Source organism: Novosphingobium sp. (assembly GCF_025351285.1).
Taxonomy (GTDB): Bacteria; Pseudomonadota; Alphaproteobacteria; order Sphingomonadales; family Sphingomonadaceae; genus Novosphingobium.
Genome location: NZ_JANXWG010000118.1, coordinates 1 through 25,173, shown reverse-complemented (window position 1 = coordinate 25,173; position 25,173 = coordinate 1). Strand labels below are relative to the sequence as shown.

At 63.3% G+C, this 25,173-nt stretch carries 19 protein-coding genes and 1 tRNA gene; 15 read left to right on the top strand and 5 right to left on the bottom strand.

Going from position 1 to position 25,173, the window contains the following annotated elements:
- Positions 1–27: 27 nt before the first annotated feature.
- Positions 28–921, top strand: a complete 894-nt coding sequence (locus Q0R16_RS14460) for a tyrosine recombinase (protein ID WP_295637475.1) — start codon at positions 28–30, stop codon at positions 919–921.
- A gap of 10 nt (positions 922–931) precedes the next feature.
- Positions 932–1,876, top strand: a complete 945-nt coding sequence (locus Q0R16_RS14455; protein ID WP_295637474.1) for an acetyl-CoA carboxylase carboxyltransferase subunit alpha — start codon at positions 932–934, stop codon at positions 1,874–1,876.
- A gap of 138 nt (positions 1,877–2,014) precedes the next feature.
- On the opposite strand, the gene Q0R16_RS14450 is transcribed toward Q0R16_RS14455, so the two are convergent.
- Both Q0R16_RS14450 and Q0R16_RS14445 read right to left on the bottom strand, forming a co-directional pair.
- Complete coding sequence (locus Q0R16_RS14450) at positions 2,015–2,200, bottom strand: Flp family type IVb pilin (protein WP_295637471.1); 186 nt, start codon at positions 2,198–2,200, stop codon at positions 2,015–2,017.
- Positions 2,201–2,293: 93 nt separating this feature from the next.
- Positions 2,294–2,425 (bottom strand): hypothetical protein, encoded by a 132-nt coding sequence (locus Q0R16_RS14445; protein ID WP_295637468.1) that lies wholly within the window; start codon positions 2,423–2,425, stop codon positions 2,294–2,296.
- Here Q0R16_RS14445 and Q0R16_RS14440 point away from each other — a divergent pair.
- The 11 genes from Q0R16_RS14440 to Q0R16_RS14390 all read left to right on the top strand — a co-directional run bounded on the left by Q0R16_RS14440 (position 2,424) and on the right by Q0R16_RS14390 (position 17,898).
- The gene (locus tag Q0R16_RS14440) at positions 2,424–2,969 is read left to right on the top strand and encodes a (deoxy)nucleoside triphosphate pyrophosphohydrolase (protein WP_366857748.1); all 546 of its coding nucleotides are present in this window, start codon (positions 2,424–2,426) and stop codon (positions 2,967–2,969) included. The genes Q0R16_RS14445 and Q0R16_RS14440 overlap by 2 nt on opposite strands.
- Positions 2,970–3,011: 42 nt before the next feature.
- Positions 3,012–3,088, top strand: a tRNA-Arg gene (locus Q0R16_RS14435).
- A gap of 142 nt (positions 3,089–3,230) precedes the next feature.
- On the top strand, positions 3,231–4,607 hold the full coding sequence (locus tag Q0R16_RS14430; protein ID WP_295637465.1) for a peptide MFS transporter: 1,377 nt from the start codon (positions 3,231–3,233) through the stop codon (positions 4,605–4,607).
- Between the two features lie 17 nt (positions 4,608–4,624).
- On the top strand, positions 4,625–6,214 hold the full coding sequence (locus Q0R16_RS14425; RefSeq protein ID WP_295637462.1) for an APC family permease: 1,590 nt from the start codon (positions 4,625–4,627) through the stop codon (positions 6,212–6,214).
- Positions 6,215–6,415: 201 nt separating this feature from the next.
- On the top strand, positions 6,416–9,145 hold the full coding sequence (locus tag Q0R16_RS14420) for a TonB-dependent receptor (RefSeq protein ID WP_295637459.1): 2,730 nt from the start codon (positions 6,416–6,418) through the stop codon (positions 9,143–9,145).
- Between the two features lie 114 nt (positions 9,146–9,259).
- A complete protein-coding gene (locus Q0R16_RS14415) occupies positions 9,260–11,323 on the top strand; it encodes a tetratricopeptide repeat-containing sulfotransferase family protein (RefSeq protein ID WP_295637455.1) in 2,064 nt (687 codons plus the stop codon).
- Positions 11,320–12,642, top strand: coding sequence for an MFS transporter (locus tag Q0R16_RS14410; RefSeq protein ID WP_295637452.1), 1,323 nt, complete (start codon positions 11,320–11,322; stop codon positions 12,640–12,642). The genes Q0R16_RS14415 and Q0R16_RS14410 overlap by 4 nt, the downstream gene beginning before the upstream one ends.
- The gene (locus Q0R16_RS14405; RefSeq protein WP_295637449.1) at positions 12,635–14,074 is read left to right on the top strand and encodes an aldehyde dehydrogenase family protein; all 1,440 of its coding nucleotides are present in this window, start codon (positions 12,635–12,637) and stop codon (positions 14,072–14,074) included. The genes Q0R16_RS14410 and Q0R16_RS14405 overlap by 8 nt, the downstream gene beginning before the upstream one ends.
- On the top strand, positions 14,071–15,270 hold the full coding sequence (locus tag Q0R16_RS14400; protein WP_295637446.1) for a mandelate racemase/muconate lactonizing enzyme family protein: 1,200 nt from the start codon (positions 14,071–14,073) through the stop codon (positions 15,268–15,270). Before Q0R16_RS14405 ends, Q0R16_RS14400 begins: the two co-directional genes overlap by 4 nt.
- Positions 15,270–16,892 carry a GMC family oxidoreductase N-terminal domain-containing protein gene (locus tag Q0R16_RS14395; protein ID WP_295637443.1) on the top strand — a complete coding sequence of 541 codons (1,623 nt, stop codon included), beginning with the start codon at positions 15,270–15,272 and terminating at the stop codon, positions 16,890–16,892. Before Q0R16_RS14400 ends, Q0R16_RS14395 begins: the two co-directional genes overlap by 1 nt.
- Positions 16,893–16,983: 91 nt before the next feature.
- On the top strand, positions 16,984–17,898 hold the full coding sequence (locus tag Q0R16_RS14390) for a LysR substrate-binding domain-containing protein (protein ID WP_295637441.1): 915 nt from the start codon (positions 16,984–16,986) through the stop codon (positions 17,896–17,898).
- Here the strand turns inward: Q0R16_RS14390 and Q0R16_RS14385 are convergent.
- The 3 genes from Q0R16_RS14385 to Q0R16_RS14375 form a co-directional block, all read right to left on the bottom strand.
- The gene (locus tag Q0R16_RS14385; RefSeq protein WP_295637438.1) at positions 17,885–19,393 is read right to left on the bottom strand and encodes an aldehyde dehydrogenase family protein; all 1,509 of its coding nucleotides are present in this window, start codon (positions 19,391–19,393) and stop codon (positions 17,885–17,887) included. The two genes, Q0R16_RS14390 and Q0R16_RS14385, sit on opposite strands and share 14 nt — an antisense overlap.
- Positions 19,394–19,407: 14 nt before the next feature.
- Positions 19,408–20,361 (bottom strand): NAD(P)-dependent oxidoreductase, encoded by a 954-nt coding sequence (locus Q0R16_RS14380; RefSeq protein WP_295637436.1) that lies wholly within the window; start codon positions 20,359–20,361, stop codon positions 19,408–19,410.
- Between the two features lie 102 nt (positions 20,362–20,463).
- Complete coding sequence (locus tag Q0R16_RS14375) at positions 20,464–21,228, bottom strand: SDR family NAD(P)-dependent oxidoreductase (protein ID WP_295637433.1); 765 nt, start codon at positions 21,226–21,228, stop codon at positions 20,464–20,466.
- A gap of 179 nt (positions 21,229–21,407) precedes the next feature.
- On the opposite strand from Q0R16_RS14375, the gene Q0R16_RS14370 reads away from it, so the two are divergent.
- Both Q0R16_RS14370 and Q0R16_RS14365 read left to right on the top strand, forming a co-directional pair.
- Positions 21,408–23,822, top strand: a complete 2,415-nt coding sequence (locus Q0R16_RS14370) for an FAD-dependent oxidoreductase (protein WP_295637430.1) — start codon at positions 21,408–21,410, stop codon at positions 23,820–23,822.
- A gap of 5 nt (positions 23,823–23,827) precedes the next feature.
- Positions 23,828–25,173: FAD-dependent oxidoreductase (locus tag Q0R16_RS14365; RefSeq protein ID WP_295637427.1), on the top strand; the 1,346-nt coding region annotated here is incomplete at its 3' end.

Genomic DNA, 25,173 nt, shown 5'->3' with positions numbered 1-25,173 from the left:
GAACCGCCGGAAGCGGCGTTCCTTGACATGCTGGCGGCTGAACGTGGCGCAGCGGCCAATACGCTGATGGCCTACACACGCGATCTGGCCGGCGCGCGCGAAGCGATCGGTGATCTCGCTTCGGCCGATCGTGCTGCGCTCGCCTCGCTGGCTGATACGTGGTCGGGGCTGGCGCCATCGAGCCTGGCGCGCAAATGTTCGGCGCTGCGGCAATTCTACGGTTTTCTGGTCGAGGAGGGGCTGCGCGACGACGACCCTTCGCCCGCGCTGCCACGCCCGCAGACGCGGCGGCCTTTGCCGCGCTTGCTCGATCACCGCGAAGTGGGGTTGCTGCTGGCACAGGCCGAAACCGAGGCGGAAACGCTGGGGCCGACCGGCGCGCGGATGCTGGCGCTGCTCGAACTGCTGTATGGTTCGGGCTTGCGCGCCACCGAACTGGTTTCGCTTCCGCTCAATGCCGTCCCGCGCGATGCGCCGTTCCTGACAATCGTTGGCAAGGGCGGCCAGCAGCGGCTGGTGCCTGTCAGCACGCGCGCGCGCCACGCGCTGACCGCATGGCTGGCGGTGCGTCCAGGCGGCGGCAAGCATGTGTTTCCGGCGCGTGTCGGCACGAAATCGACAACGCACCTCAGCCGGGTGCGGTTGTTCCAGTTGTTGCGCGAGCTGGCGTTGCGCGCAGGGCTCGATCCCGCCAAAGTCAGCCCGCACGTGTTGCGCCATGCCTTTGCCACGCATCTGCTGGAGGGGGGGGCGGATTTGCGCGTGCTTCAGATGCTGCTCGGCCACGCCGACATCGCCACCACGCAGATCTACACGCATGTCGACTCGGCGCGGCTGGTCGCGCTGGTGAATGCCAGGCATCCGTTGGCCGGCACACACACCCGAGGGTCGGCCATTGACCCCGCAAGCAGCGCGGCTTAGCGCAACGCCGATGATTTCCTATCTTGAATTCGAAAAGCCCGTAGCCGCGCTCGAAGCGCGCATCGCCGAGTTGCGCGCCACAGCGCAAGCCGGAGACCTGGACCTGAGCGGCGAAATCGCCAAGCTCCAGGCCAAGTCCGCCGAACTGCTGACGCAGACTTACCGGGCGCTGACGCCCTGGCAAAAGACGCAAGTGGCACGGCATCCGTCGCGGCCGCACTTCCATGACTACATCGCCCGCATGTTCACCGATTTCATGCCGCTGGGCGGGGATCGTGCGTTCGGAGAAGATCAGGCGATCATCGGCGGCCCGGCGAAGCTGTTCGGGCGGCGGGTGATGGTGATCGGCCATGAAAAGGGCAACGACACGCAAAGCCGCCTGCGCCACAACTTCGGCATGGGCAAGCCCGAAGGCTATCGCAAGGCCGTGCGCCTGATGGACCTGGCCGGGCGATTCGGCCTTCCCGTGGTGACGCTGGTCGATACGTCGGGCGCGTTTCCGGGCGTCGAGGCCGAGGAACGCGGCCAGGCCGAAGCGATCGCGCGGTCGACCGAAACGTGCCTGGGCCTGCCGGTGCCGATGGTGGCGGTGATCGTGGGCGAGGGCGGTTCGGGCGGCGCGGTGGCGCTGGCCAGCGCCGAACGCGTACTGATGCTGGAACACGCGGTCTATGCGGTGATTTCGCCCGAAGGCTGCGCCTCGATCCTGTGGCGCACCTCGGACAAGGCCGCTGAAGCGGCCGAAGCGATGAAAGTCACGGCGCAGGATTTGTTGGGGCTTGGTGTGATCGATCGGATCGTGCCCGAACCGATGGGCGGAGCGCACCGCGATCCTGCGGCTGCGGCGGCATCGCTGGCGCAAGTGCTCAGCGAAGAACTCGAGACTTTGTCGGCCAAATCGCCCGAAACCCTGCGCAAGCTGCGCGCCGAACGGTTTCTCGCAATCGGGGCTTGATCGGGGGCGGGGCTTGATCGGGGGCGGGGCTCGGTCGAGTCTGGGGCGCCCCAAAGAAACCCTTGGCTTTTCTTAAACAAAAAAGGGCGGGGACCAAGGTCCCCGCCCAATTCTTGCGCTTCGAAAAGCGCGGGTAGATTAAGCAGACGCGGTGGTGTTCGCGGTGTTCATCTTGCCCGAAACGGTGTTGAAGGTGTTGGTCAGCGAGTTGCCGAGCGAACCCATTGCGGTGATCGCGGCAACCGCGATGAGAGCGGCAATCAGGCCGTACTCGATTGCAGTGGCGCCTTCGTTGTCGCTGAGCAGGTCACGGAAAAACTTCATGGGTAGTCTCCTGAATTGGTTGGCAGTCGTCTTCTTTCCCGGCCCCCCGGCGACAGATCGTCGGCGGACAATCATCGATTTATGGGCAAATTACTAAGGGCTGGTTAAAGCGTTCGTGGTCGTGTTGTTGACGGTCAAATAAAGGCTCTGCATGCCATTGCCGACCCGGGCGAGCGCGAGCGACATGCCGAGCGCGATCATCGCGATGATGAGGCCATATTCCATGGCCGATGCGCCGGTGGAATCGCGCAGCAATTTTTGCCAAAACCGGTACATCGCGTTTCCTGGATCCTGTTTCATGCCATCGAATAAACCTACTGTCGTTAACGAATCTGTAAAAACCGATGGGTGGAAGGACCGTACGAAACGGCCACTGATCGTGGTTGCAGCGGCGCTGACCGACGCGGCCGGACGCATCCTTTTGCAGATGCGGCGAAAAGGCACCGATCACGCAGGGCTTTGGGAATTTCCCGGGGGCAAGATCGAGCCGGGCGAACATCCGCAATCCGCGCTTGTGCGCGAAATTTACGAAGAGCTTGGCGTGGTTCTTGGCGAATCGACGCTGACGCCTTTGGGCTTTGCTGCTTCGGACGGCACCGCCGCTCGGCCGATCCTCTTGTTGCTTTATCAATGCCGTGAATGGTCGGGCGAGCCTCGCTGCCTCGATGCCGAGGCAATTGCGTGGGTGGCGCCGCAGGACTTTGCCGGCCTTGCGATGCCCCCGCTCGACATCGATCTGGCGCGCAATGCACTTGGGCTCACGATGTGACTTGCCAAGCCTGAAATCGCCTCCTATGTGCGCCTCTCCCAAGCGCCCGTAGCTCAGCTGGATAGAGCATCAGACTACGAATCTGAGGGTCGGACGTTCGAATCGTTCCGGGCGCACCATTCTTTCCAATGGTTTGGGATAATCAGGGCGGCGCCGAGAGGTTGCCGCCCTTTTTCCTGTCATCACCGGACAAACATGGGGCACGCCAGACCAGGGGATGACCCACTTGCCAGCAGCAGCGGATCGCCTACGATCGCGCGGATGACCGAACAGAACCAGCCATCCGCAACACTCGGCGGGCATCCTAAAGCGTTATATTTTCTCGCCTTTACAGAGCTTTGGGAACGGTTTTCATTCTACGGGATGACCTCGCTGCTCGCGCTCTACATGGTCAAGCAGTTGTTGTTGCCAGGTCATGCAGAGCACGTTGCCGGGCTGCTAAGCCTGCGCCACTTGTTCGAAGCGCGCGCGCCGATGACGAACCTGGCCTTTGCCGCGATGATTTACGGTTGGTATTCGGGGCTGGTCTATTTCACGCCGATCGCGGGCGGCTGGATCGCCGATCGGGTGCTGGGGGCCAATCGCACCGTGATCCTGGGCGCGCTGCTGATGGGCGCGGGGCATCTGGCGATGTCGTTCGATTTCAGCTTCCTGGTTGCGCTGTTGCTGCTGATCCTGGGTTCGGGCTGCCTCAAGGGCAATATTTCGGCGCAAGTCGGCTCACTCTATCCCGCAGAAGCCGAATCGCTGCGTTCTCGCGGGTTCACGATCTTTTCGACCGGGATCAACATCGGTGCCGTCGCCGGACCGCTGGTGACCGGAACCGTGGCCGCGATCTATGGCTGGCACACCGGGTTCGGTGTGGCGGCAGTCCTGATGCTGGTGGCGCTCGTGACCTACCTGTTCGGGCAGCGCTATCTTCCGCCCAGCCGACCGCTGGGTGAACGCCGCGAGCGCCGCGCTGCGCTCACCGCGGCCGAACGCCGGCGGATATGGGTGCTGTTCGCGGTGATAGCGCTGACCATCCCGGCTGAAATCGCCTATCCGATGGTGTGGAGCCTGGGGATCATCTGGGTCGATCAGCAGGTCAACCTGGCCAGTGCCTTGGGCACCGTTCCGGCGAGCTGGTTCAATTCGGTCGATTCGTTCGGCAGCATCCTGGCGGCGCCGGTTCTGCTCGTGCTGTGGCGGTGGCAGGCGGGGCGCGGAAGCGAGCCGAACAGCTTGGGCAAGATCGCCATCGGGATGGTGCTGATCAGCCTTGCGGCGCTGGTGCTTGCGGCGGGCAGCGCGCTGGCCCCTGCGCCGGGCAGGGTTGCCGTGGCTTGGGCGCTCGGTGGGTTTTTGGCGATGGGGCTGGCGTGGATGTACTACTGGCCAACGCTGCTGGCGCTGGTGAGCAAATCGGCGCCGCGATCGGTCACGGGCGCGATGATGGGTGCGGCGTTCCTGTCGCCGTTCATCGCGCACACCATGGCCGGATGGGTCGGCAGCTTCTACGACCAGATGAGCCCGGCGACCTTCTGGACGATGGATGCCGGCATCGCCGCGCTGGGCGCTGCCCTGATGTTCGCGCTGCGCGGCCGGCTTGGGCGCGTTCTCGATGAACCGCTGGCAGTGGCTGCTGGGCGTTCGTAATCGATCGGCGCGCCGACATGACGCAACCCGCCCGAGGTGAAGCAACGCTGCACCGCACGCTCGACTGGAAGGGCGCGTTCTGGGCGTCGAGCGGGGTGCCGGCGGGCGTGTTGCTGACGATGGGCGGCATCGCCTCGGTGATCGGCCAGCCGAGCTGGGTGGTGTGGATCGCATCGATCCTGATGGGGTTCATGCAGTCGTTCGTCTATGCCGAGATCGCCGGGCTCTATCCGCACAAGTCGGGCGGCGCCTCGGTCTATGGCGCGGCTGCGTGGCTGCCTTATAGCAAGTTCGTCGCGCCGATTTCGGTGTGGTGCAACTGGCTGGCGTGGTCGCCGGTGCTGACACTGGGAACGAGCCTTGGCGCGGGCTATGTCATGGCCAGCCTGTTCGCGCCCGACGCCGCGATCAATCACTGGCAGATCCCGCTGATGGACCTCGGCTTCATCCGCACCGGGCTGACCTTGCGGATCAATGTCGTCTCGATCATCGCGGCGGGGTTCCTGCTGGTCACGTTCGCGCTCCAGCATCACGGCGCGGCGCGTGCAGCCTATGCGCAGAAGCTGATCGGAGTGGTCTGCCTGGCGCCGCTGATCCTGGTCGGGCTGGTGCCGCTGCTGACAGGCGATCTGCCGACCAACCACCTGTTCCCGCTGCTGCCACTGGTCCGCGATGCCGCCGGCCATGCCCATTTCGGCACGTGGGACGCGTTCGGGCTGACGCTGCTCATGGGCGCGATGTTCGGCGCGGCCTGGTCGACGTACGGCTTCGAGACCGCGGTCTGCTACACGCGCGAATTCCGCAATCCGGCGCGTGATACCCCGCGCGCGATCGTCGCCTCGGGGCTGCTGTGCATCGTGATCTTCACGCTCGTGCCGCTGGCGTTCCAGGCCTCGCTCGGTCTCGACGGGCTGCTCGATCCGCGCATCTATGATGGCTCGGGCGTGGCGCTGGCGCTGGCGCATATCGTGGGGGGCGGGGTGATCGTGACCAACGTGTTCGTCGCCACGCTGATCCTGGCGCTGCTGCTGATCGTGATGACATCGATGATGGGTTCATCGCGGACGCTTTACCAAGCCTCGGTCGATGGCTGGCTGCCGCGCTACCTGTCGCGGGTCAACGGCCACGGGGCGCCGACCGCGGCGATGTGGACCGATCTTGGCTTCAATCTCGTGCTGCTGCTGGCTTCGGACTATTTCGCGGTGCTGATGATTTCCAACGTCTGCTACCTGCTGTTCAACTTCCTCAACCTGCAGGCGGGGTGGATTCACCGGATCGACCGTCCGAACCTCGATCGGCCATTCCGCTGCCCGACTTGGCTGCTGGTGCTGGGTGCGGCGTTCGGTTTCGTCAACATGGCGTTTCTGGGGGCCGGTGCCGACGTGTGGGGCCCCGGGACCTTGCGCAACGGGTTGATTGCGAGCCTGCTGATCGTGCCGGTCTTCCTGTTCCGCCACTACGTCCAGGACAAGGGGCGCTTTCCGGGCGAAGGGGTTGAAGTCCATGATGGCGAACGCCGCGCCGGCTGGTGGCCGTGGGTGGCGCTGGCCGGCTGCGTTTGCGTGATCGCCGCGAGCCACGCGATGGCGCGACTGGCGGCGGTTTGACGAGGTGTCGTCAAAGCGACACAGGATCGCGTCATCACCCGGCATATTAGCCATTCTAATTGCGACTTTTAGATGTTGTGACCGACTCGCAACATTATTTACCAATCGGGCAAATTTGCTGAATTGCGTGATCCCGCAAGGCAGGACAGCCTTGACGATGAGCAGCGGAAGCCAATAAGCATCCGCGCATCAGGGGTAAAAATGGGGGGACGTCTAGTGAACGCCAAGTGGATTTCGTCATCGGCGATTGTTGCGATCGCGGTGCTTGGGGCAGGTGCGACACCCGCTTTTGCGCAGGCTGCTCCCCAGGCGTCTGCTCCGCAGGCGGCTGACGATCAGTCGAGCGACCGGGGTGTTGGCCAGATCATCGTGACCGCGACCCGCCGCGACCAGTCGCTGCAGGACGTGCCGCTGACCATCCAGGCTTTCAGCACCGATACGCTCAGCAAGCTCAACATCACCACCTTCAACGATTTGTTGAAATACACGCCGAACGTCACTTTCGCCAACAACGGGCCGGGCGCGGGCGCGATCTTCATGCGCGGGCTGTCGGCAGGTTTTGCCGGCGAACAAGGGGCCGGCACGATCGGCGGCTTCCCCAACGTCGCGATCTATCTCGATGACCAGTCGATGCAATTCCCGGCGCACAACGCCGATGTCTATGTGGCTGATATCGAGCGTGTCGAAGTGCTCGAAGGGCCGCAAGGGACACTGTTCGGCGGCGGCGCCCAGGCCGGCGTGGTGCGTTACATCACCAACAAGCCAAAGTACGACAAGTTCGAAGGCAGGCTCGAAGGCAGCTTCGGCGGCACCGTTGGCGGCGCGGTAAATGGCGCGTTCAATGCCATGGTCAATGTGCCGATCATTCAGGATAAGTTGGCGATCCGCGCGGTGATCTACACCGATCATCACGGCGGCTACATCGACAACAAGGCTTCGACCTTCACGCGCCTGCCAAGCGACCTTGGTTCCTATTATCTGGCGTATAAGGGCAACGGCAACAAGTTGACGCCCGACCAGCAATCCAACGCTGGCCAGTACAACAACGCATCGCAGATCCAGGACAATTTCAACCCGGTGGACTACGCGGGTGGACGCGTTGAAGTCGGCTTCAAGATTGCGCCCGATTGGGACCTGCTGGTTGCTGAATCCTATCAGAGCCTGGATACCAAGGGCACCTTTGCAACACAGTCCTATACGTTCGACTATGCTCCGCTCACGGGTCTGTCATCGACGCTGTTTCAGCCGCAGTACAGCAAGGACGATTACACAAACACTTCGTGGACGGTTAACGGCAAGATTGGCGATTTCAAGTTAATCTACACCGGCGCCTACTTGACCCGCCACATTTCCTTGCAGGGTGATTATACCAACTACGCACGCTCGACATATGGCATTTTCTATCAGTGCACCGGAGGCGCGAACTATTACTTCAACGCCGGCGCGGCGCCATTCTGTTATTCGCCTTCAAGCTTCTGGAAGGACCGGATCCGCACCACGCACGAAAGCCATGAATTCCGCGTTTCCTCGCCCGATAGTGGTCGATTCCGCGTAATTGCCGGCGCTTACTACGAATCGTTCAAAATCCAGGACAACCAGGATTGGTCGTACTCGAGCATTCCTTCGTGCAACCCATCCTTGACGGCAGCGGCTATCAAGGCGGCCGGCACAGTGTGCCTTGCCCAGGTTGCGCCCAACCCCGCCGCCACGCTCAACGTTCCGGGGCCCCGCGCGCCAGGCGTTTCCTTCGGTGAAGATGTCCAGCGCGGTTACAAGCAGTATGCGGCGTTCGGTTCGGTCGATTTCGATCTCTTCCACAACCTGACGATCACCGCCGGCACGCGGTATTACAACTACAAAGAGTACGAGACCGGCTCGGTCTATTCCTCGTTCAGCGCATCGTGCTACCAGGCACCCGTGTGCGCAACGGGCTCGAACCTCGACGCGCTTGGCTTGAAGGCCACGTTCCACGGCTTCAAGAGCAAGGGCGTGATCACGTGGAAGCCGCAAGAGCACACGATGATCTACGGCTTGTTCAGCCAGGGTTTCCGTCCAGGCGGCTTCAACCGCGGGCCTTCATCGCGGGTTTCGGATCCGGTGGCACCGCATGCCAAGCAGTTGCTGGTTTCGGCCGCTTATGCGCCCGACACGTTGACCAACTGGGAAGTGGGTGTGAAGACCGATCTGTTCGATCGGAAGATGACCTTCAACGCGTCGGCCTACTACATGGTCTGGCAGAACACGCAGGTCGGCTTCTTCAACCCCGCTGCCGGCTTCGGCAACACCGCGTTTGCAACCAATGGCCCTAACTATCACATCAAGGGCGCCGAAGTGCAGATCGTGGCGCGGCCATCTTCCGGGCTCACGATCCAGGGTTCGGCGACTTACAACGACTCAAGGCAGTCGAATTCGCCGTGCTTCATCGCGAACAACCCCGGCGTTTCGAGCTTTGGCAAGTGCATCACGCAAGTCTTTGTCGGCGGTGTGGTGAAATCGGTGCAGAGCCCGTTCGGCAACGTCGGCGATGTCACGCCGTTCAGTCCGCATTTCCAGGGCAACATCCGCGGTCGCTATGAATGGGCGGGCAAAGCGGACATGAACTGGTTCGTGGCAGGCGGTGTGTCGTACACCAGCGCAATGTTCAACGAACCCGCGACTTACCCGTCGGGTGATGTTGCGGGCAATGGAAGTGTGCTCGGCCCCAACGGCATCATCGTGCCCGGCACTACGGTGCTGCGCTACAAGATGCCTGGCTATGCGCTGCTCGATGCGCAGATCGGCTTCAGCCGTGACAACTGGACCGTGACGTTGTTCGGCGACAACATCACCAACAGTCACGCCTCGACGTTCACCAATTCGTCGCAGTTCATCAAGACCTCGACGATCGTTCGTCCCATGACTTACGGCATCAAGATCAGCACCAAGATCTGATCGCATGCCGATGACCAGACAGGCGGGGGTGGTGCTACTGGTGCCACCCCTTGCTTTATTGACGGCACCGCTATTGTGACTGGCGTGCGGCGATTACCGACAGAACGGGGCGTAATGGCCACGCAAACCGACTTGCCGATTTCGAACCATTCCCGGCCTTCACCACTATCCGCTGCTTCACCGGCGGCAGATATCCGCAGTTTGCGCGTGCTTCAGGCCAATGACGATCATGCTGGTGCGGTTGCGGGTGCAAACCGTTTGCTCGAGGCGCATCCTGACGATCGCGACCTGTTGCTGATCGCAGCACATTCGCTGCGCATGATGAAGCAGACCGACGCGGCGTTGGCCATGCTCGAGCGGTTGGCCGGTCACCATCCGCGCTTCAGCCAGTTGTTCCTCGAACGGGGGCTGTGCCATGTCGCGCAGCGTGATGCGCCCGCTGCCATTGCCGATCTGCGCACGGCTGTGACGATCAATCCTGCCCTGGCCATGGGCTGGCGCATGCTCGATGGGCTGTTCAGGATGACGGGCGATACCGCTGGCGCCGATCTTGCCGCGAAGCATTGCGCGCATCTCGCCAGCCTGCCGCCGTCGATCGTTCAGGCCAAAATGCTCTTCGCTGAAGGAGAGGCCGACCATGCCGAAACGCTGATCCGCCGGTTCCTGCTTGATGCCGGGGATCATCCCGAAGCGATGCGGCTACTCGCGCAGATCGGCCACATGCGCAATGTGCTCGATGATGCCGAAACGCTCTATGCGGGCGTGCTGGCGATGGTGCCCGATCACCACGAGGCGCGGGCTGAATACGTCCAGGTGTTGATCGCGCGCCACAAGTTTCCGCAGGCCGGCGCCGAACTCGCGCCGCTGCTCGAACGCGATCCTGCCAATCATGCCCACCGCATCCAGGCAGCAACGATCCGGGTCGGTCTGGGCGATTTCGAGGGGGTGATCCCGGCTTATCGCGAGATGCTGCGCGAAACACCCGGCGATGGCCCTGAAGCGCGGGTCCATCGCGCCGATCTCAACTTGTGGCTCGGCCACGCGCTCAAGACCGAGGGACGGACCGACGAGGCGATCGAAGCCTACCTCGCCGCGACGGCCGACCGACCCGATTTCGGTGACGCGTGGTGGAGCCTTGCCAACCTGAAGACCTATCGCTTCGCGTCCGAATCCATCGCGGTGATGCGCCAGCAACTGGGCGAACCCGCGACCACGGAGTTCGACCGGATCCATATCGCGTTCGCCCTGGGCAAGTCGCTCGAGGACAACTGCGATTATGCCGGATCATGGGCCGCCTACGAGCAGGGCAACGCCATGCACCGCGCAAGCAACGGGTACATTCCCGATGTTTTCGAGACGAACACGCGCGAGCAGAAGCGCGTGTGCACGCCCGCGTTTTTCGCCGAACGGGCCGGTTGGGGCCTCGACGACCCGGCGCCGATCTTCGTGCTCGGCCTGCCGCGTTCGGGATCGACGCTGATCGAGCAGATCCTCGCTTCGCACAGCATGGTCGAGGGCACGCAGGAATTGCCCGATATCCAGCGTATCGTGCACGAATTGCAGGGCCGCGAAATCAATTTCGACAAGCCGCGCTATCCTGGTGTGCTGCCCGAAGTCGATGCGGCCACCTTCCGCCGCTTCGGCGAGCAGTACATTGCCGATACCATGCCCAACCGGATTTTGGGACGCCCTTGTTTCATCGACAAGATGCCCAACAATTTCAGGCATGTGGGGCTGATCCATCTGATCCTGCCGAACGCCCGGATCATCGATGCGCGGCGCGGGGCGATGTCGTGCTGCTTCAGCAACTTCAAGCAACTGTTCGCGCAAGGGCAGGAGTTCACTTACGGCATCGAAGATATTGCGCGCTATTACCGCACTTATGTCGATCTGATGGACCACTGGGACGCGGTGCTGCCCGGACGGGTGCTGCGCGTACAGCATGAACATGTGGTCAACGATCTGGAAGGCAGCGTTCGCCGCATTCTGGATTATTGCGGACTTGCCTTCGAACCGGCTTGCCTGGAATTTCACAAGACCAGGCGCAGCGTGCGCACACCGAGTTCCGAACAGGTTCGCCAGCCCATCTTCCGCGAAGGGCTGGATCAGTGGAAAAACTTCTCGCCCTACCTCGATCGCTTGCGCGAAGCCCTTGGCCCCGATCTGGCCGTAAGTTGAAGGAAACCACGATGGCCACCGCAGCAGCAACCGGACCGATCGGCGACGAGACGGCCATTCCGTTCTGGCAGCGCTGGTACGTGCTGTTGATCATGATGCTGGTCTACACGATCAGCATTGCCGATCGCTATGTGCTGTCGACTCTGCTCGCGCCGATCAGTCGCGAACTGCACTTGTCGGACAAGGGCGCGGCATCGCTGGGGATTCCGCTGGCGCTGTTCTACGTGACTATGGGCATTCCGCTGTCGTGGCTGGGCGATCGCACCAACCGCCGCAACTTGCTCGCCGGGGTGGTGGCGGTGTGGTCACTGATGACCACGCTGTGCGGTTTCACCCGCGGCTATGCCGATTTGCTGCTGGCGCGGATCGGTGTGGGCATCGGCGAGGCGGGCGGTACCCCGGCGTGCAATTCGATCATCGCAGATTATTTCCCGGTCGATCGCCGCTCGATGGCGATGACGGTGTTTTGCCTGGGCGCGCCGATCGGCGCCTGGCTCGGTTCGGACATTGCCGGTGCGATTTCGGCTACACATGGCTGGCGCGCGGCATTCCTGGTGCTGGGCGCACCGGGGATCATCCTCGCGCTCGTCATCCTGTTCACGATCAAGGAGCCCAAGCGCGGGCGGCTCGATGGCGTGGTCGATGAAGCAGCGCCCTCGGTTGTCGAGACGGTGCGCTTCCTGTGGTCGCAAAAATCGGCGGTCCACGCGATCATGGGGTCGGGGCTTTCGGCTTTCTGGGGCTGGGGGCTGATGTGGTTCACGCCGCTGTTCATCCAGCGGACTTATGGCCTGGACGAAGGCGCGTCGGGCTCGCTGCTGGGCCAGATCTACTTGTGGGCCGGGATCGGCGCCTCGTTGTTGACCGCATGGGTGGTGGGGCGGCCGGCTTACACCAATCCGCGCAAGATCTCGCGGCTGCTGGCGGTGGTGACGGCGATCGCGACGGTGCCGTCGTTCATCGCGTACTACACGCACGATCTGGCGGTAGCGCACCTGATGTGGTGGCTGTTCATCCCCGCGATCTATTTTTACATAGGACCGGCCTTCGCGCTGTGCCAGAATCTGGCCACCTGCAAGATGCGCGCGATGACGATCGCGATCTCGCTGCTGCTCGCCAATCTGCTCAACCTGATCGTCGCGCCGGGCATGGTCGGCATCCTGAGCGACTACTTCGCCGGCCCGCACCCAGCGGATGCCGCCTCGCTGCGGCTGGCCCAATTGTGCCTGGCGCCGACCGGGTTGTGGGCGGCCTGGCACTACTGGCGCGCCGAAAAGTATATTGTCGAAGATCAGAAGCGAGCAGTCGGATATGTCTGAGCATGCGTTGAAATCCTATATCTCCGGGCGCTGGGTCGCGCCGCTGACGTCGGTCGCCACGTTCGAGGCGATCAATCCCGCCACCGAAGAACGCGCCGCGCTGGTCGGCTTGTGCGGTGCGGACGATGTCGATGCGGCGGTGGCGGCGGCGCGAGCAGCGTTCCCGACATATGCCGCATTGTCGCTCGATGAACGGATCGCGCTGGTCGAACGGCTCATCGCGGTGTTCGAACGGCGTTACCCTGAAATGGTCGCAGCGATCTCGACCGAGATGGGCGCGCCATACGACCTGTCGTTCAATTCGCAGGCGGGTTGCGGGCAGGGGCATCTGGGCGAAGCCGTCCGTGCTGCGCGCGCGATGGAGTGGGGCCGGCCGATCGGCACCACCGGCCGGCTGGTGCACGAACCGATCGGGGTGTGCGTGCTGATAACCCCGTGGAACTGGCCGATCAACCAGCTTGCCGCCAAGATCGGCCCGGCGCTGGTAACGGGCTGCACCGTGGTGCTCAAACCCAGCGAACTGGCGCCGCTGTCCGCGCAACTGTTCGCCGAATTCATCGACGAGGCGGGGTTCCCTGCGGGCGTGTTCAACATGGTCCACGGCACCGGGCCCACGATCGGCGATGCACTGACCAGCCATCCCCAGGTCGATATGGTCAGCTTCACGGGATCGACACGCGCGGGCATCCAGGTGGCGAAATCCGCTGCCGATACGGTCAAGCGCGTCAGCCAGGAACTGGGCGGCAAGTCGGCCAACATCGTGTTTGCCGATGCCGGGATCGATACAGCAGTCACGCGCGGGGTGCAGCATTGCTTCCGCAACACCGGCCAATCGTGCAACGCGCCCACGCGGATGCTGGTCGAGGCTTCGGCTTATGACGAGGCGGTGGCGGTGGCCGCGCGCGTTGCAGCAGAAGTAACGCTGGGTGATCCGGCGGAGAAGGGGCCGCATATCGGCCCGGTCGTCAGCAAGGTACAGTACGACAAGATCCAGCACCTGATCGAGGTAGGGATCGACGAGGGTGCGAAAGTGGTGGTAGGCGGTCCCGGCCGAGCCGAGGGCTTCAATCGAGGCTACTACGTCAGGCCGACGATCTTCGCTGGCGTAAACAACACGATGACAATCGCGCGCGAGGAGATTTTCGGGCCGGTGCTGGTGATGATCCCCTTCACCGACGAGGCCGACGCGATCGCCATCGCCAACGATACGCCCTATGGTCTGGCTGGCTATGTCCAAAGCGGGGACTTGGACCGCGCGCGCCGCGTGGCCGGGCAAGTTCGGGCAGGTAGCGTCCACATCAACGGCGCCGGCCAGGATTACTGCTCGCCGTTCGGCGGCTACAAGCAATCGGGCAACGGCCGCGAATGGGGCGAATTCGGCTTGCACGATTTCCTCGAAACCAAGGTCGTCAACGGGTTCTACCCGGCGTGAAGCTGGCGGACATCCGCACCTACGTGGTCGGCAACCCGCCACCGCATTTTGGCGGGCGCTATTTCGTGTTCGTCAAGCTGACGACGGCGTGCGGGATCAGCGGGGTGGGCGAAGCCTACTGCGTGCCGTTCGATCCGCACCTGGTCGCGAAAATGATTGAGGATGTTTACGCGCGCTATGCCGAAGGGCGCGATCCGCACGACATCGAAGCGCTATGGCGCCGCGTCTATTCGAGCGGCTTTACTCAGCATTCGGACCTGAGCCTGATGGGCGTGCTGAGCGCGCTCGAAATGGCCTGCTGGGACATCATCGGCAAGGCCGCCAACCAGCCGGTTTACAAGCTGCTGGGCGGACGGGTTCACGAACGGCTGCGATCCTACACTTACATCTATCCACAGCCGGGCGACCAGAGCGATGTTTATCACGATCCCGATCTCGCGGCGACGCGCGCTGCGGAATATCTGGCGCAGGGCTTCACCGCGCTCAAGTTCGATCCTGCGGGGCCTTATTCGGCGTTCGACGGGCGGCAACTGTCGCTCGAAGCGCTCGATCTGAGTGAGCGCTTTGCCCGCAAATTGCGCGAAGCTGTTGGCACGAAAGCCGACCTGTTGTTCGGCACTCACGGCCAGATGACAGCAGCCGGGGCGATCCGGTTGGCCAAGCGGCTCGAGCCGTACGATCCGCTTTGGCTTGAAGAACCCGTTCCGCCCGACGCACCCGAGGAAATGGCCAAAGTCGCGCGCGCAACCAGCATCCCGATCGCTACCGGTGAACGGCTTGCCACCAAGTACGATTTTGCGCGATTGCTGCAGGCGGGAAGCGCAGCAATTTTCCAGATGAACCTGGGCCGTGTGGGCGGATTGCTCGAAGCCAAGAAGATCGCCGGCATGGCCGAAGTTCACCACGTCCAGATCGCGCCGCATCTTTATTGCGGGCCGATCGTGGGCGCGGCCAATGTCCAGCTTGCGACGTGTTCGCCCAATTTCCTGATCCTTGAAAGCATCGAGACCTGGGGCGGCTTTCACAGCGATATTCTCAAAGTACCGATGCAGTTCGAGGATGGCCATGTCATCCCGCCCTCCGCACCGGGCCTTGGGGTCGAACTTGACGAGGATGTGGCGCTTGCGAACCCCTACACCGGCACCATGCTGCACCTTGAAATGACGCAAGATCCGATTGGCTATCTGGCCGGCTGATGGACGAATACGATTATGTGATCGTCGGTGCCGGAACCGCGGGCTGCGTGCTGGCCAATCGCCTGACCGAGGACGGCAAAACCACCGTGCTGCTGCTCGAGGCCGGGGGAAGCGACCTTTCGATCTGGATCCAGATGCCGATCGGCTACGGCCGCACATTCTTCGATCGGCGGATCAACTGGATGTACGATACCGAACCGGTGGAGGCACTCGGTGGGCGGCGCAGTTACTGGCCACGCGGCAAAGTGGTCGGAGGATCGGGCTCGATCAACGCGATGGTCTATGTGCGCGGCCAGCCGCACGATTTCGACGACTGGAAGGCGGCGGGCAACCCCGGGTGGGGCTGGGACGATGTCCTGCCGTTTTTCAAGAAGTCCGAGGATTTCGACTGGCACAGCGCCTACCATGGCCGCGGCGGGCCGCAGCACGTGACCGACATTTCGCCACACGTGCACCCGATCTGCCACAGTTTCATCGAATCGGCAGAGTCCCTAGGCTTCGCAGCGACGAGCGATTTCAACGGTGGCCAACCCGATGGTGTCGGGCTTTACCAGATCAACACGCGCGGCGGTTGGCGGGCATCCACGGCCAATGCGTTCCTGCACCCCGCGCTCAAGCGCAAGACGCTGAAGCTGGAGACCAAGGCGCTGGTTTCGCGCGTGCTGTTCGAAGGCCGGCGCGCGACCGGCGTCGAATACACTCGGCGCGGCGCCACGCACCGGGTCAAGGCGCGGCGCGAAGTGATCCTGAGCGGCGGCGCGATCAACTCGCCGCAATTGCTGATGCTGTCGGGCATCGGCGATCCCGCCCAACTCAAGGCCATGGGCATCGAGCCGCTGGTCGATGCGCGGGCGGTGGGCCGAAACCTCCAGGACCATCTGGCGGTTTCGTATTTCTACAAGGCCCGCACCGCCACGCTTAACGATATCCTCTATCCCGCGCTGGGCAAGGCCATGGCGGGGATGCGCTATCTGTTCGACCGAGCCGGGCCGCTCTCGATGAGCGTGAACCAGAGCGGCGGGTTCGTGCGCAGCGATCCGGCGCAGCCGCATGTTGACCTGCAACTCTATTTCAGCCCGGTGAGCTATACCAAGACACCGCTCGCCGCGCGCAAGCTGCTCAACCCCGATCCGTTTTCGGCGTTTCTGCTTTCGCACAACCCGTGCCGGCCGACGAGCCGGGGCCATCTGGCACTGGCTTCACCCGATCCCTCCGTACATCCGCTGATCCAGCCCAATTATCTGTCGAGTGCACACGACATCGAAACGGTGCTCGCGGGAAATCGGCTTTTGCGGAGAATTGCCGGCGCGCGGCCGCTGGCCGACATCATCTTGGAGGAGATCATCCCCGGCCTAGCAGTCGATGGAGACGAAGCGCTGCTCGACGACTTTCGCCAGCGCGCCGACACGGTCTATCACCCCACCAGCACATGCATCATGGGCAGCCATGCGGCGCAAAGCGTTGTCGATCACCGGCTGCGGGTGCACGGCGTCGATGGGCTGCGCGTGATTGACGCCTCGATTTTCCCCAATATCACTTCGGGCAACACCAATGCACCGACCGTGATGGTGGCCGAAAAAGGTGCGTCGATGATCGTCGAGGATGCGCGCCAGATGGCCTGAATCGAACAGGTCAATTTCTTTTACCAATGCCTTTTCCGGTGGTAGTGTCGCGCCCAATCGGGACGGATCGATCCTCGGGGGGAGCCATTCAGTGAGCAGCAAACTCGAATTCCGGAAGCTTCCGCCGCTCAAGGCGCTCAAGGGCTTCGAAGCCGCGACCCGGCACCAGAGTATCCGCGATGCCGCCACTGAATTGTGCCTGACGCACCCCGCGATCAGCCACCAGGTGCAGTTGATCGAAGGCGCGCTGGGCGTGCAACTGTTTGCGCAGGAAGGCCGGCACATCGTGTCGACCGAGGAAGGCCGCGTGCTTTACCCGTATGTGCGCAGCGCGTTCGAATCGCTGCTCGAAGGGGTGGAGGCGGTGCATCGCCACGCACTCGACAAGCCGCTGCGGGTGCAGACTTATGTGACGGCATCGATCCGCTGGCTGGCCAGGCGCGTGCCGCAATTTCTCCACGCGCATCCCGAAATCAAGCTCACGCTCAGCACTTGCGCGGTCGAATGGGACTTCGATGACATCCATGCCGACGTCGGCCTGGTCTATTGCGAAGGCGTGCCGGACCCTGCCAAATTTCACTGGGTGCCGCTGTTCGAATACGCGCTGTTCCCGGTGTGCAGCCCGGGCCTTTTGCAAAAGATCGGACCCGATCCGAGCCTTGCCGGCCTCATGCAGCAGCCGCTGGTGGCGATCTACACCGAAGTGCAGAACTGGGACGCGTGGTTCACGTCCGCCGGTACCGTGTTCGAACCCAAGGTGCCGTACCTGATGGTCGATACACTGGCGGTGGCACTGGAAATGGCGCTGAACGGCGAGGGCGTGGCGCTCGTCAACGGCCCGTTCGTCGATCAGGACCTGGCGACCGGCCGGCTGGTGCGGCCGTTCGACCATGTGGCAACGTGCCCCGGATCATGGGGCCTGATCTGCCGCAAGGACATGAAGGACAACTTGCGCATCCGCACGTTCATCGACTGGATGACCGCGCATGTGGCTAATCCAGGCTGAACCACGCGGACTTGGACTGCATGTAGCCGGCCAGGCATTCCATCGACTTGTCACGGGTGTTGCCCGATTGTTTGTAGCCGCCGAATGGCTGGGTCATGTCGCCATCGCCGAAGCAGTTGACCCAGACGACGCCGGCTTCGAGCGCCTTGACCATGCGGTGCGCGCGGTTGAGGTCGCTTGTCCAGACGCTGGCGGCAAGGCCGTAGATACTGTCGTTGGCCAGCGTGATCGCTTCGACCTCGTCGGTGAAGGTGAACAGCGACGCCACCGGTCCGAATATTTCTTCGCGGCCGACTGCCATGGTTGGGGTGAGATCGGTCAGCAAAGTCGGCACAACGTAAGCGCCGTCGGGCCGGGCCGCGTCGTCGCTTCCACCCAGCGCGACAGTTGCCCCGTCAGCGCGGCCCTGCGCTACCCGATCGAGCACCTGCCGCTGGTGCGCGCGCGTGACCATCGGGCCGAGACTGGTGGCCGGATCGAGCGGATCGCCCGGCCGGTAAAGCTCAGCCGTGCGCGCGACAAACCGCTCGATGAAGGCATCACGCAGATCGCGATGAACCAGCAGCCGAGAACCGGCGTTGCAGACTTGCCCGGCGTTGTCGAAAATCCCCATGATCGCACGATCGACCGCGCTGTCGAGATCGGCCAGGTCGGGCATGAAGATCTGCGGGCTCTTGCCTCCGGTTTCCAGCGCCACGCGCTTGAGGTTGGATTCGCCCGCATAGATCATCAATTGCTTGCCGGTGGCGGTCGATCCCGTGAAGCTGATCTTGGCTACGTCCGGGTGCAGCGCCCGCGCGCGCCCGGCGTCTGCACCGGGACCGTTGACGACGTTGAATACCCCCGGTGGACCACCGGCTTCGAGGAACAATTGTGCCAGCCGCAGGCACGATAGCGGCGCCTGTTCGGCCGGCTTCAGCACCACGCAATTGCCTGCGGCCAGCGCAGGAGCGATTTTCCACGTCGCCATCAGCAGCGGATAGTTCCACGCGGAAATCGCCCCGACCACGCCCAGCGGCTCGCGCGACACCATGTGCACCGCGTTGTGCGGGCTGCTGGTGGCCGCGCCCGCTACCTTGTCGATGCATTCGCCGAAATAGCGGATCGTGACCACCACTTCGGGCAAGTCGATCGTCAGCGCATCGGTGATAGGCTTGCCCATGCTGAGCGTTTCGAGCAGCGCCAGTTCAGCGCGATGTCCTTCGACCAGATCGGCCCAGCGGCGGAAAATATCCATCCGCAAGCGCGGCGCCATGTGCCGCCAGCGTCCATCGTCCCACGCCGCGCGTGCCGAAGCGACCGCACGATCGATGTCCGCCGCACCACCGCGCGCCGGTTCAGCGAGCAACTTGCCATTCGCGGGGTTGATCACCGCAAAGCTCTCGCCCGATTGCGCAAGGGTGGCGTGTCCGTCGATCAGCAGCCCGGTTTCGAACCTGAGTGTTGCTGCGAGCGCTTGCCAGCCCGCAAGGTCGATCGGCGCTTCGATCGGCATCGGCATGGCTCCTGTTATCGCTTCGGCACCACTTCGTAGCCCGGTTCCTCGGGCTCGTCGTCCACCATCTGCGCCGGGAAACCCTGGCCGAGCACCTTGATGCCCAGCGGCTCTTCGTAGCGGCGGATGATGTTGGGCGAAAATTCGCGCGGACCGTAACTGCTCTCGCCTTCCTTGAACAAGCGCACGATCAGCGGCGACAGTTCGACCGGCACGCCGGCTTCATGCGCGATCCGGTCGAACAGGCCGACGTCCTTGCTGACCAAGTCCATCGTGAAATTGATGTCGCGGCTGCCGTTGAGGATGACCTGGCTTTCGGTCTCGTGGACGAAGCTGTTGCCCGACGAGATGCGGATCGCCTCGTACGTGGTGTTCATGTCGAGCCCGATGGCCTTGCACGTGGTCAGCGCCTCGGCCAGCGCGACGAGGTGCACCGTGCACAAGTAGTTGGTCATCACCTTGAGCTGCGACGCAGTGCCCAGATCACCGGTGTGGAGGATGCGGCGGCCCATCGTGGTGAGCACCGGCAGCACCGCTTCGAACGCAGCGCGAGGGCCGCCGGCAAATATCGCGATATTGCCGGTATCGGCGCGGTGGCACCCGCCCGAAACCGGGCATTCCATGAACAGGGCACCGCGTGCCTCCACCAGTGCGCCCAGCCGGATGATTTCGGCGTAATCGGTCGTGCTCATTTCCAGCCACACCTGGCCGGGGCGCATGACCTGAAGGAACCCGTCCACACCTTCGGCCACCGCCGAACTGGCCGCGGGCGAGGGCAGGCAAGTGACGATCAGGTCCACCGCCTCGGCCAGCGCGCGTGGGCTGGGCGCGGCCTTTGCGCCGCGCGCGACGTATTCGGCCACCAGCGTGTCATCTAGATCGCGGACTGTTACATCATGGCCGTTGCGGATCAGGCTGCCCGCCAGCTTTCCGCCAACATTGCCGAGACCGATGAATCCGATTTTCATGCACGCATTTCCCGCTGTTTCGCCATGCAACATGGCGAAATCAGCCGAGTGCCGACAAATGAATTTCGTTACCGCGACAGGTGAACAAAATTTTGATGCGCGTCAGTCGCGCGTCTTCAGCCGAAGCGCGTCCCAGCTCGAATCCGCGGTCCAGCCGCCGTCGACCGGCAGGCACACGCCGTTGACGAAGCTGGCGCTGGCCAGAAATTCGATCGCTTCGGCAACGTCGGCCGGGCTGGCAAAACGGGCCAGCGGCACGCGATTTTCGATGTCGGCATCGGTGTAAGCGCCAGAGCCCAGGTCTTTTGCGTCCATCTCGGTCTTGATCCAGCCGGGGCAGACCGCGTTGACCCGCACCCCGCGCCCGCCCCATTCGGCCGCCAAGGTACGGGTGAGACCGACGAGGCCGTGCTTCGAGGCATTGTAGGCCGCACGGTGGATCACCCCGCCAAGCCCCGCCACCGAAGCAACATTGACGATCGCACCGCTGCCGCGCGCCAGCATCGGCCGGCCGAACGCCTGGCTCAGCAGGAACGGACCGGTCAGGTTGACCGACAACACCCGCTCCCACTGCGCGGGCGGCATATCCTCGGCCGGGCCGATCGAACTGATCCCGGCATTGTTGACCAGCACATCGGCCGCGCCGTGGACGCGCTCAACCTCGGCGGCAAGACGCCCGACAAAGGCGGGGTCGGACTGGTCACCGCTGAGCGCCGAGACCCGTGCGCCCTCCATTGTCAGCATTTCGGCCAGCGCATCGAGCGGCTGGATATCGGTCAGCGCGATGGCCCAGCCCGCCTTTGCGAAGCGTTCCGCAACCTCACGGCCCAGCCCCTGCGCCGCACCTGTCACCACCACTGTCTTCATCGTTTTTCTGCCTTTTGCGTGATCACCGCGTGGCAATGGTGCAGTGGCCGTGCACCGGTCAAGCGCGGGCATTCGCGCGAACGGTAAAATCCCTTTCACCGTTGCGGCGCAAATGCTCATTTGTCGGCATCAACCGGCGCGGCCTAAAACGTTTGGCGAGCAAGAGAAGGGCAGCGAGAATGCAGAGCAGCGCAAGGGTGGTGATCATCGGCGGCGGCATCATGGGTGCCAGCCTGCTGTACCACCTCGCGCTCGAAGGTTGGACCGATTGCCTGCTGATCGAAAAGGACGAACTGACTTCGGGTTCGACCTGGCACGCCGCGGGCCAATGCCCCAGCATCACCGGCAGCTTCAACCTCGCCAAGATCCATGCCTACAGCAACGATCTCTATCCCCGGTTGGAGGGGCTGACCGGGCAATACGTGAGCTGGCACAAATCGGGCGGCATCCGCCTCGCCACCAACGAACGCGAACTGGCGTGGTTCAAATATATCAACGGCTTCTCGAAGATCATCGGCTTCGACATGGCGATCATTCCACCCGAGGAAATCCGGCGGATCAACCCGTTCGTCACCACCGATGGCGTGATCGCGGGAGCGTACACCACCGGTGATGGCCACGCCGATCCGTCTGGCATCTGCAACGCAATGGCGATCGGCGCCAAGAACCTGGGTGCAAAGATCGTCCGCCACAACCGCGTGACCGGACTTACGCAGCTCCCCACCGGCGAATGGGACGTTCTGACCGAACAGGGCACCGTCCGCGCCGAAATCGTGGTCAACGCAGCCGGCTGCTATGCGCGTCAGGTCGCGCAGATGGCGGGGATCGACATTCCCGTCACCAACATGGAACACCACTACATCGTCACCGACCCGATCCCGGCGTTCATGGAGCGCGACGACGAAATCCCGGTGATGCGCTGCCCCCATGTCTCGGGCTATTTCCGGCAGGAGCAGAAAAGCGGGCTGATCGGCATCTACGAGGACATCGGCCTCGCCGAAGCCTGGGCACCCAAGGGACAGCCCGAATGGGAATCGACCAGCGAACTGTTTATCGACGATCTCGACCGTATTTCGAAATGGCTCGAACGCGCGATCGAGCGGATGCCGGTGTTCGGCGAAGTCGGCATCCGCCGGATTGTCAACGGCGCGATCCCGCATACCCCCGATGGCGCGCCGCTGCTGGGGCCGGCGGCGGGTTTGCGCAATTTCTGGCACTGCTGCGGCACCTCGTTCGGGATCGCGCAGGGTGGCGGTTCGGGCAAGTATCTCGCGCAGTGGATCGTCCACGGCGACGCCGATATCAACATGGCCGAATTCGACCCGCGCCGGTACGGGCCGTTTGCGGATGAGGACTACAGCCGTGCCAAGGTGTTCCTTGATTACCGCATGACCTTCACCACGCGCCCGCCGGGCGAGGAAGAACCAGACGGTCGTCCGCAGAAGACCAGCCCGCTTTACGAGCGCTTGGCTGCAGCGGGTGCGGTCTATGGCGAGACCTATGGGTGGGAACGGCCCAAGTGGTTCTCGCTCGATGGCCGTGCCGAAGAGGCGGGCTATCACCGCACCAACGTGTTCGAAGTGGTCGCCGCCGAAGTGAAGGCCGTGGCCGAACGCGTCGGCGTGCTCGACCTCTCGGGCTTCGCCAAATACGAAGTGACCGGGCCCGATGCAGAGGCGTTCCTCAACCGCATCTGCGCCAACCGCATGCCGAAGAAGCAGGGCGGGATCGGGCTGGTTCACCCACTCTCGCGCCTTGGCCGGATCTACGGCGAGATGACCGTGACGCGGATGGCGGACGATCACTTCTACTGCCTGTCGGCCGCAGCGGCGGAACAGCGCGACGAGGACCATCTGCGCCAAAGCCTGCTGCCGCATGAGCAAGTGACGATCCGCAATGTCACGATGGATCGCGGCGTGTTGGTGCTCAGCGGCCCGCGCGCGCGCGATGTGCTGGCCAAGCTGACCGATGCCGACCTCTCCAACGAAGGCTTCCGCTGGCTCAGCGGACAGGACATCACGATCGCGGGCCTGCCGGTGCGGGCGTTGCGCGTGTCCTACGTCGGCGAGGGTGGCTGGGAACTGCACCCGGCCATGAGCGATCTCGCCGCGCTGTACGACACGGTATGGGCCGCGGGGCAGGACTTCGGCATCGCCAATTACGGGCTCTACGCGGTCAACACGATGCGGATGGAGAAGGGCTACAAGGCCTGGGGCAGCGAACTGACCAACGAGCTCACGATGATCGAAGCGGGCATGGATCGCTTCATCCAGTTCAAGAAGGACCACTTCGTCGGCAAGCAGGCGACGCTCGATGCGCCCGATCGCTTCCGCATCGTCTATGGCGAAGTCGACGCGACCGATGTCGATGTGCGCGGCGCCGAGCCGTGCATGGTCTATGGCAAGTCGATCGGGTTGACGACCTCGGGCGGATACGGTCACCGCGTGGGCAAAAGCCTGTTCTTCGCCTGCGTTCCGCTCGACCATGCCGCACCGGGATCACGCTTTGCGATCCAGTTGCAGGGCGAATTGCGTGAGGCAAAGGTGCTCGAACACCCCGCGTACGATTCCGACAACACCCGCATGAAGGCCTGACCGCGATGGCTAATGAGCTTCCCCGCAAGGCCCGCGTCGTCATCATCGGTGGCGGCGTCATCGGCTGTTCGATCGCCTATCACCTGACCAAGATCGGCTGGGACGATGTCGTGCTGCTCGAACGCAAGCAGTTGACCAGCGGCACCACCTGGCACGCCGCCGGGCTGGTCGGGCAATTGCGCCCGTCGATCAACATGACCAAGCTCGCCAAATACACCGGCGAATTGTACCGCGGGCTCGAAGCGGAAACCGGGCAGGCCACCGGCTATCGCCAATGCGGCTCGATCTCGATGGCGACCAACGTCGAACGCTTCGAGGAACTGAAGCGCAGCGCCTCGATGGCCAAAGTGTTCGACTTGCCGGTGCACGTGGTCACGCCGCAGGAAATCAAGGACCTGGCGGGGATCGTCAATGTCGACGACGTGGTCGGCGGCATCCACATCCCGAGCGACGGCTACGCCAACGCGGTCGACATCACGATGGCGCTGGCCAAGGGCGCACGCAGCGGCGGGGCGCGGATTTTCGAGAACACCAAGGTCACGCGCATCCGCCACGACGGTACTCGCGCCATCGGGGTCGAGACCGATGAAGGGCCGATCGACGCCGAAGTGGTGGTGATCTGCGGCGGCATGTGGACGCGCGATCTTGCCGCTAGCGTCGGCGTAACCGCACCGCTCCACGCCTGCGAGCATTACTATGTGCTGTTCGAAGGCGTCGACGGGCTCGATGCCAGCCTGCCGGTGCTGCGCGATTACGATTACTGCGGGTACTACAAGCACGATGCGGGCAAGCTGCTGGTCGGCGCGTTCGAACCCCATGCGCGCCCCTGGGGCATGGACGGCATTTCGGAAAACTTCTGTTTCGACGAGATCGCCGGCAGCTTCGAGCATTTCGAACCGCTGCTGCTGGACGCGATGCGCCGCGTGCCCGCTTTGGAGAACGCCGGCATTCTCAAGTTCTTCTGTGGGCCCGAAAGCTTCACGTCAGACGTGCGCTATCACCTGGGCGAGAGCGCGGAATTGAAAGGCTGCTTCGTGGCGGCAGGGCTCAATTCGATCGGACTACAATCGGCAGGCGGCGTTGGCAAAGTCATGGCCGACTGGATTCGCGATGGGATTCCGCCGGCCGATCTGTGGTCGGTCGATGTGCGGCGCAACCAGCCTTTCCAGATGAACCGCAAGTACTTGCGCGAGCGGGTCAGCGAAAGCCTGGGGCTGCTTTACGCGACGCACTACCCGTTCAAGCAATACGAAACCGCGCGCGGGGTGCGCAAATCGGCGATCCACGACCGACTGGCCGTGGCCGGCGCTTGCTTCGGCGAGGCCTTCGGCTGGGAGCGCGCCAACTGGTA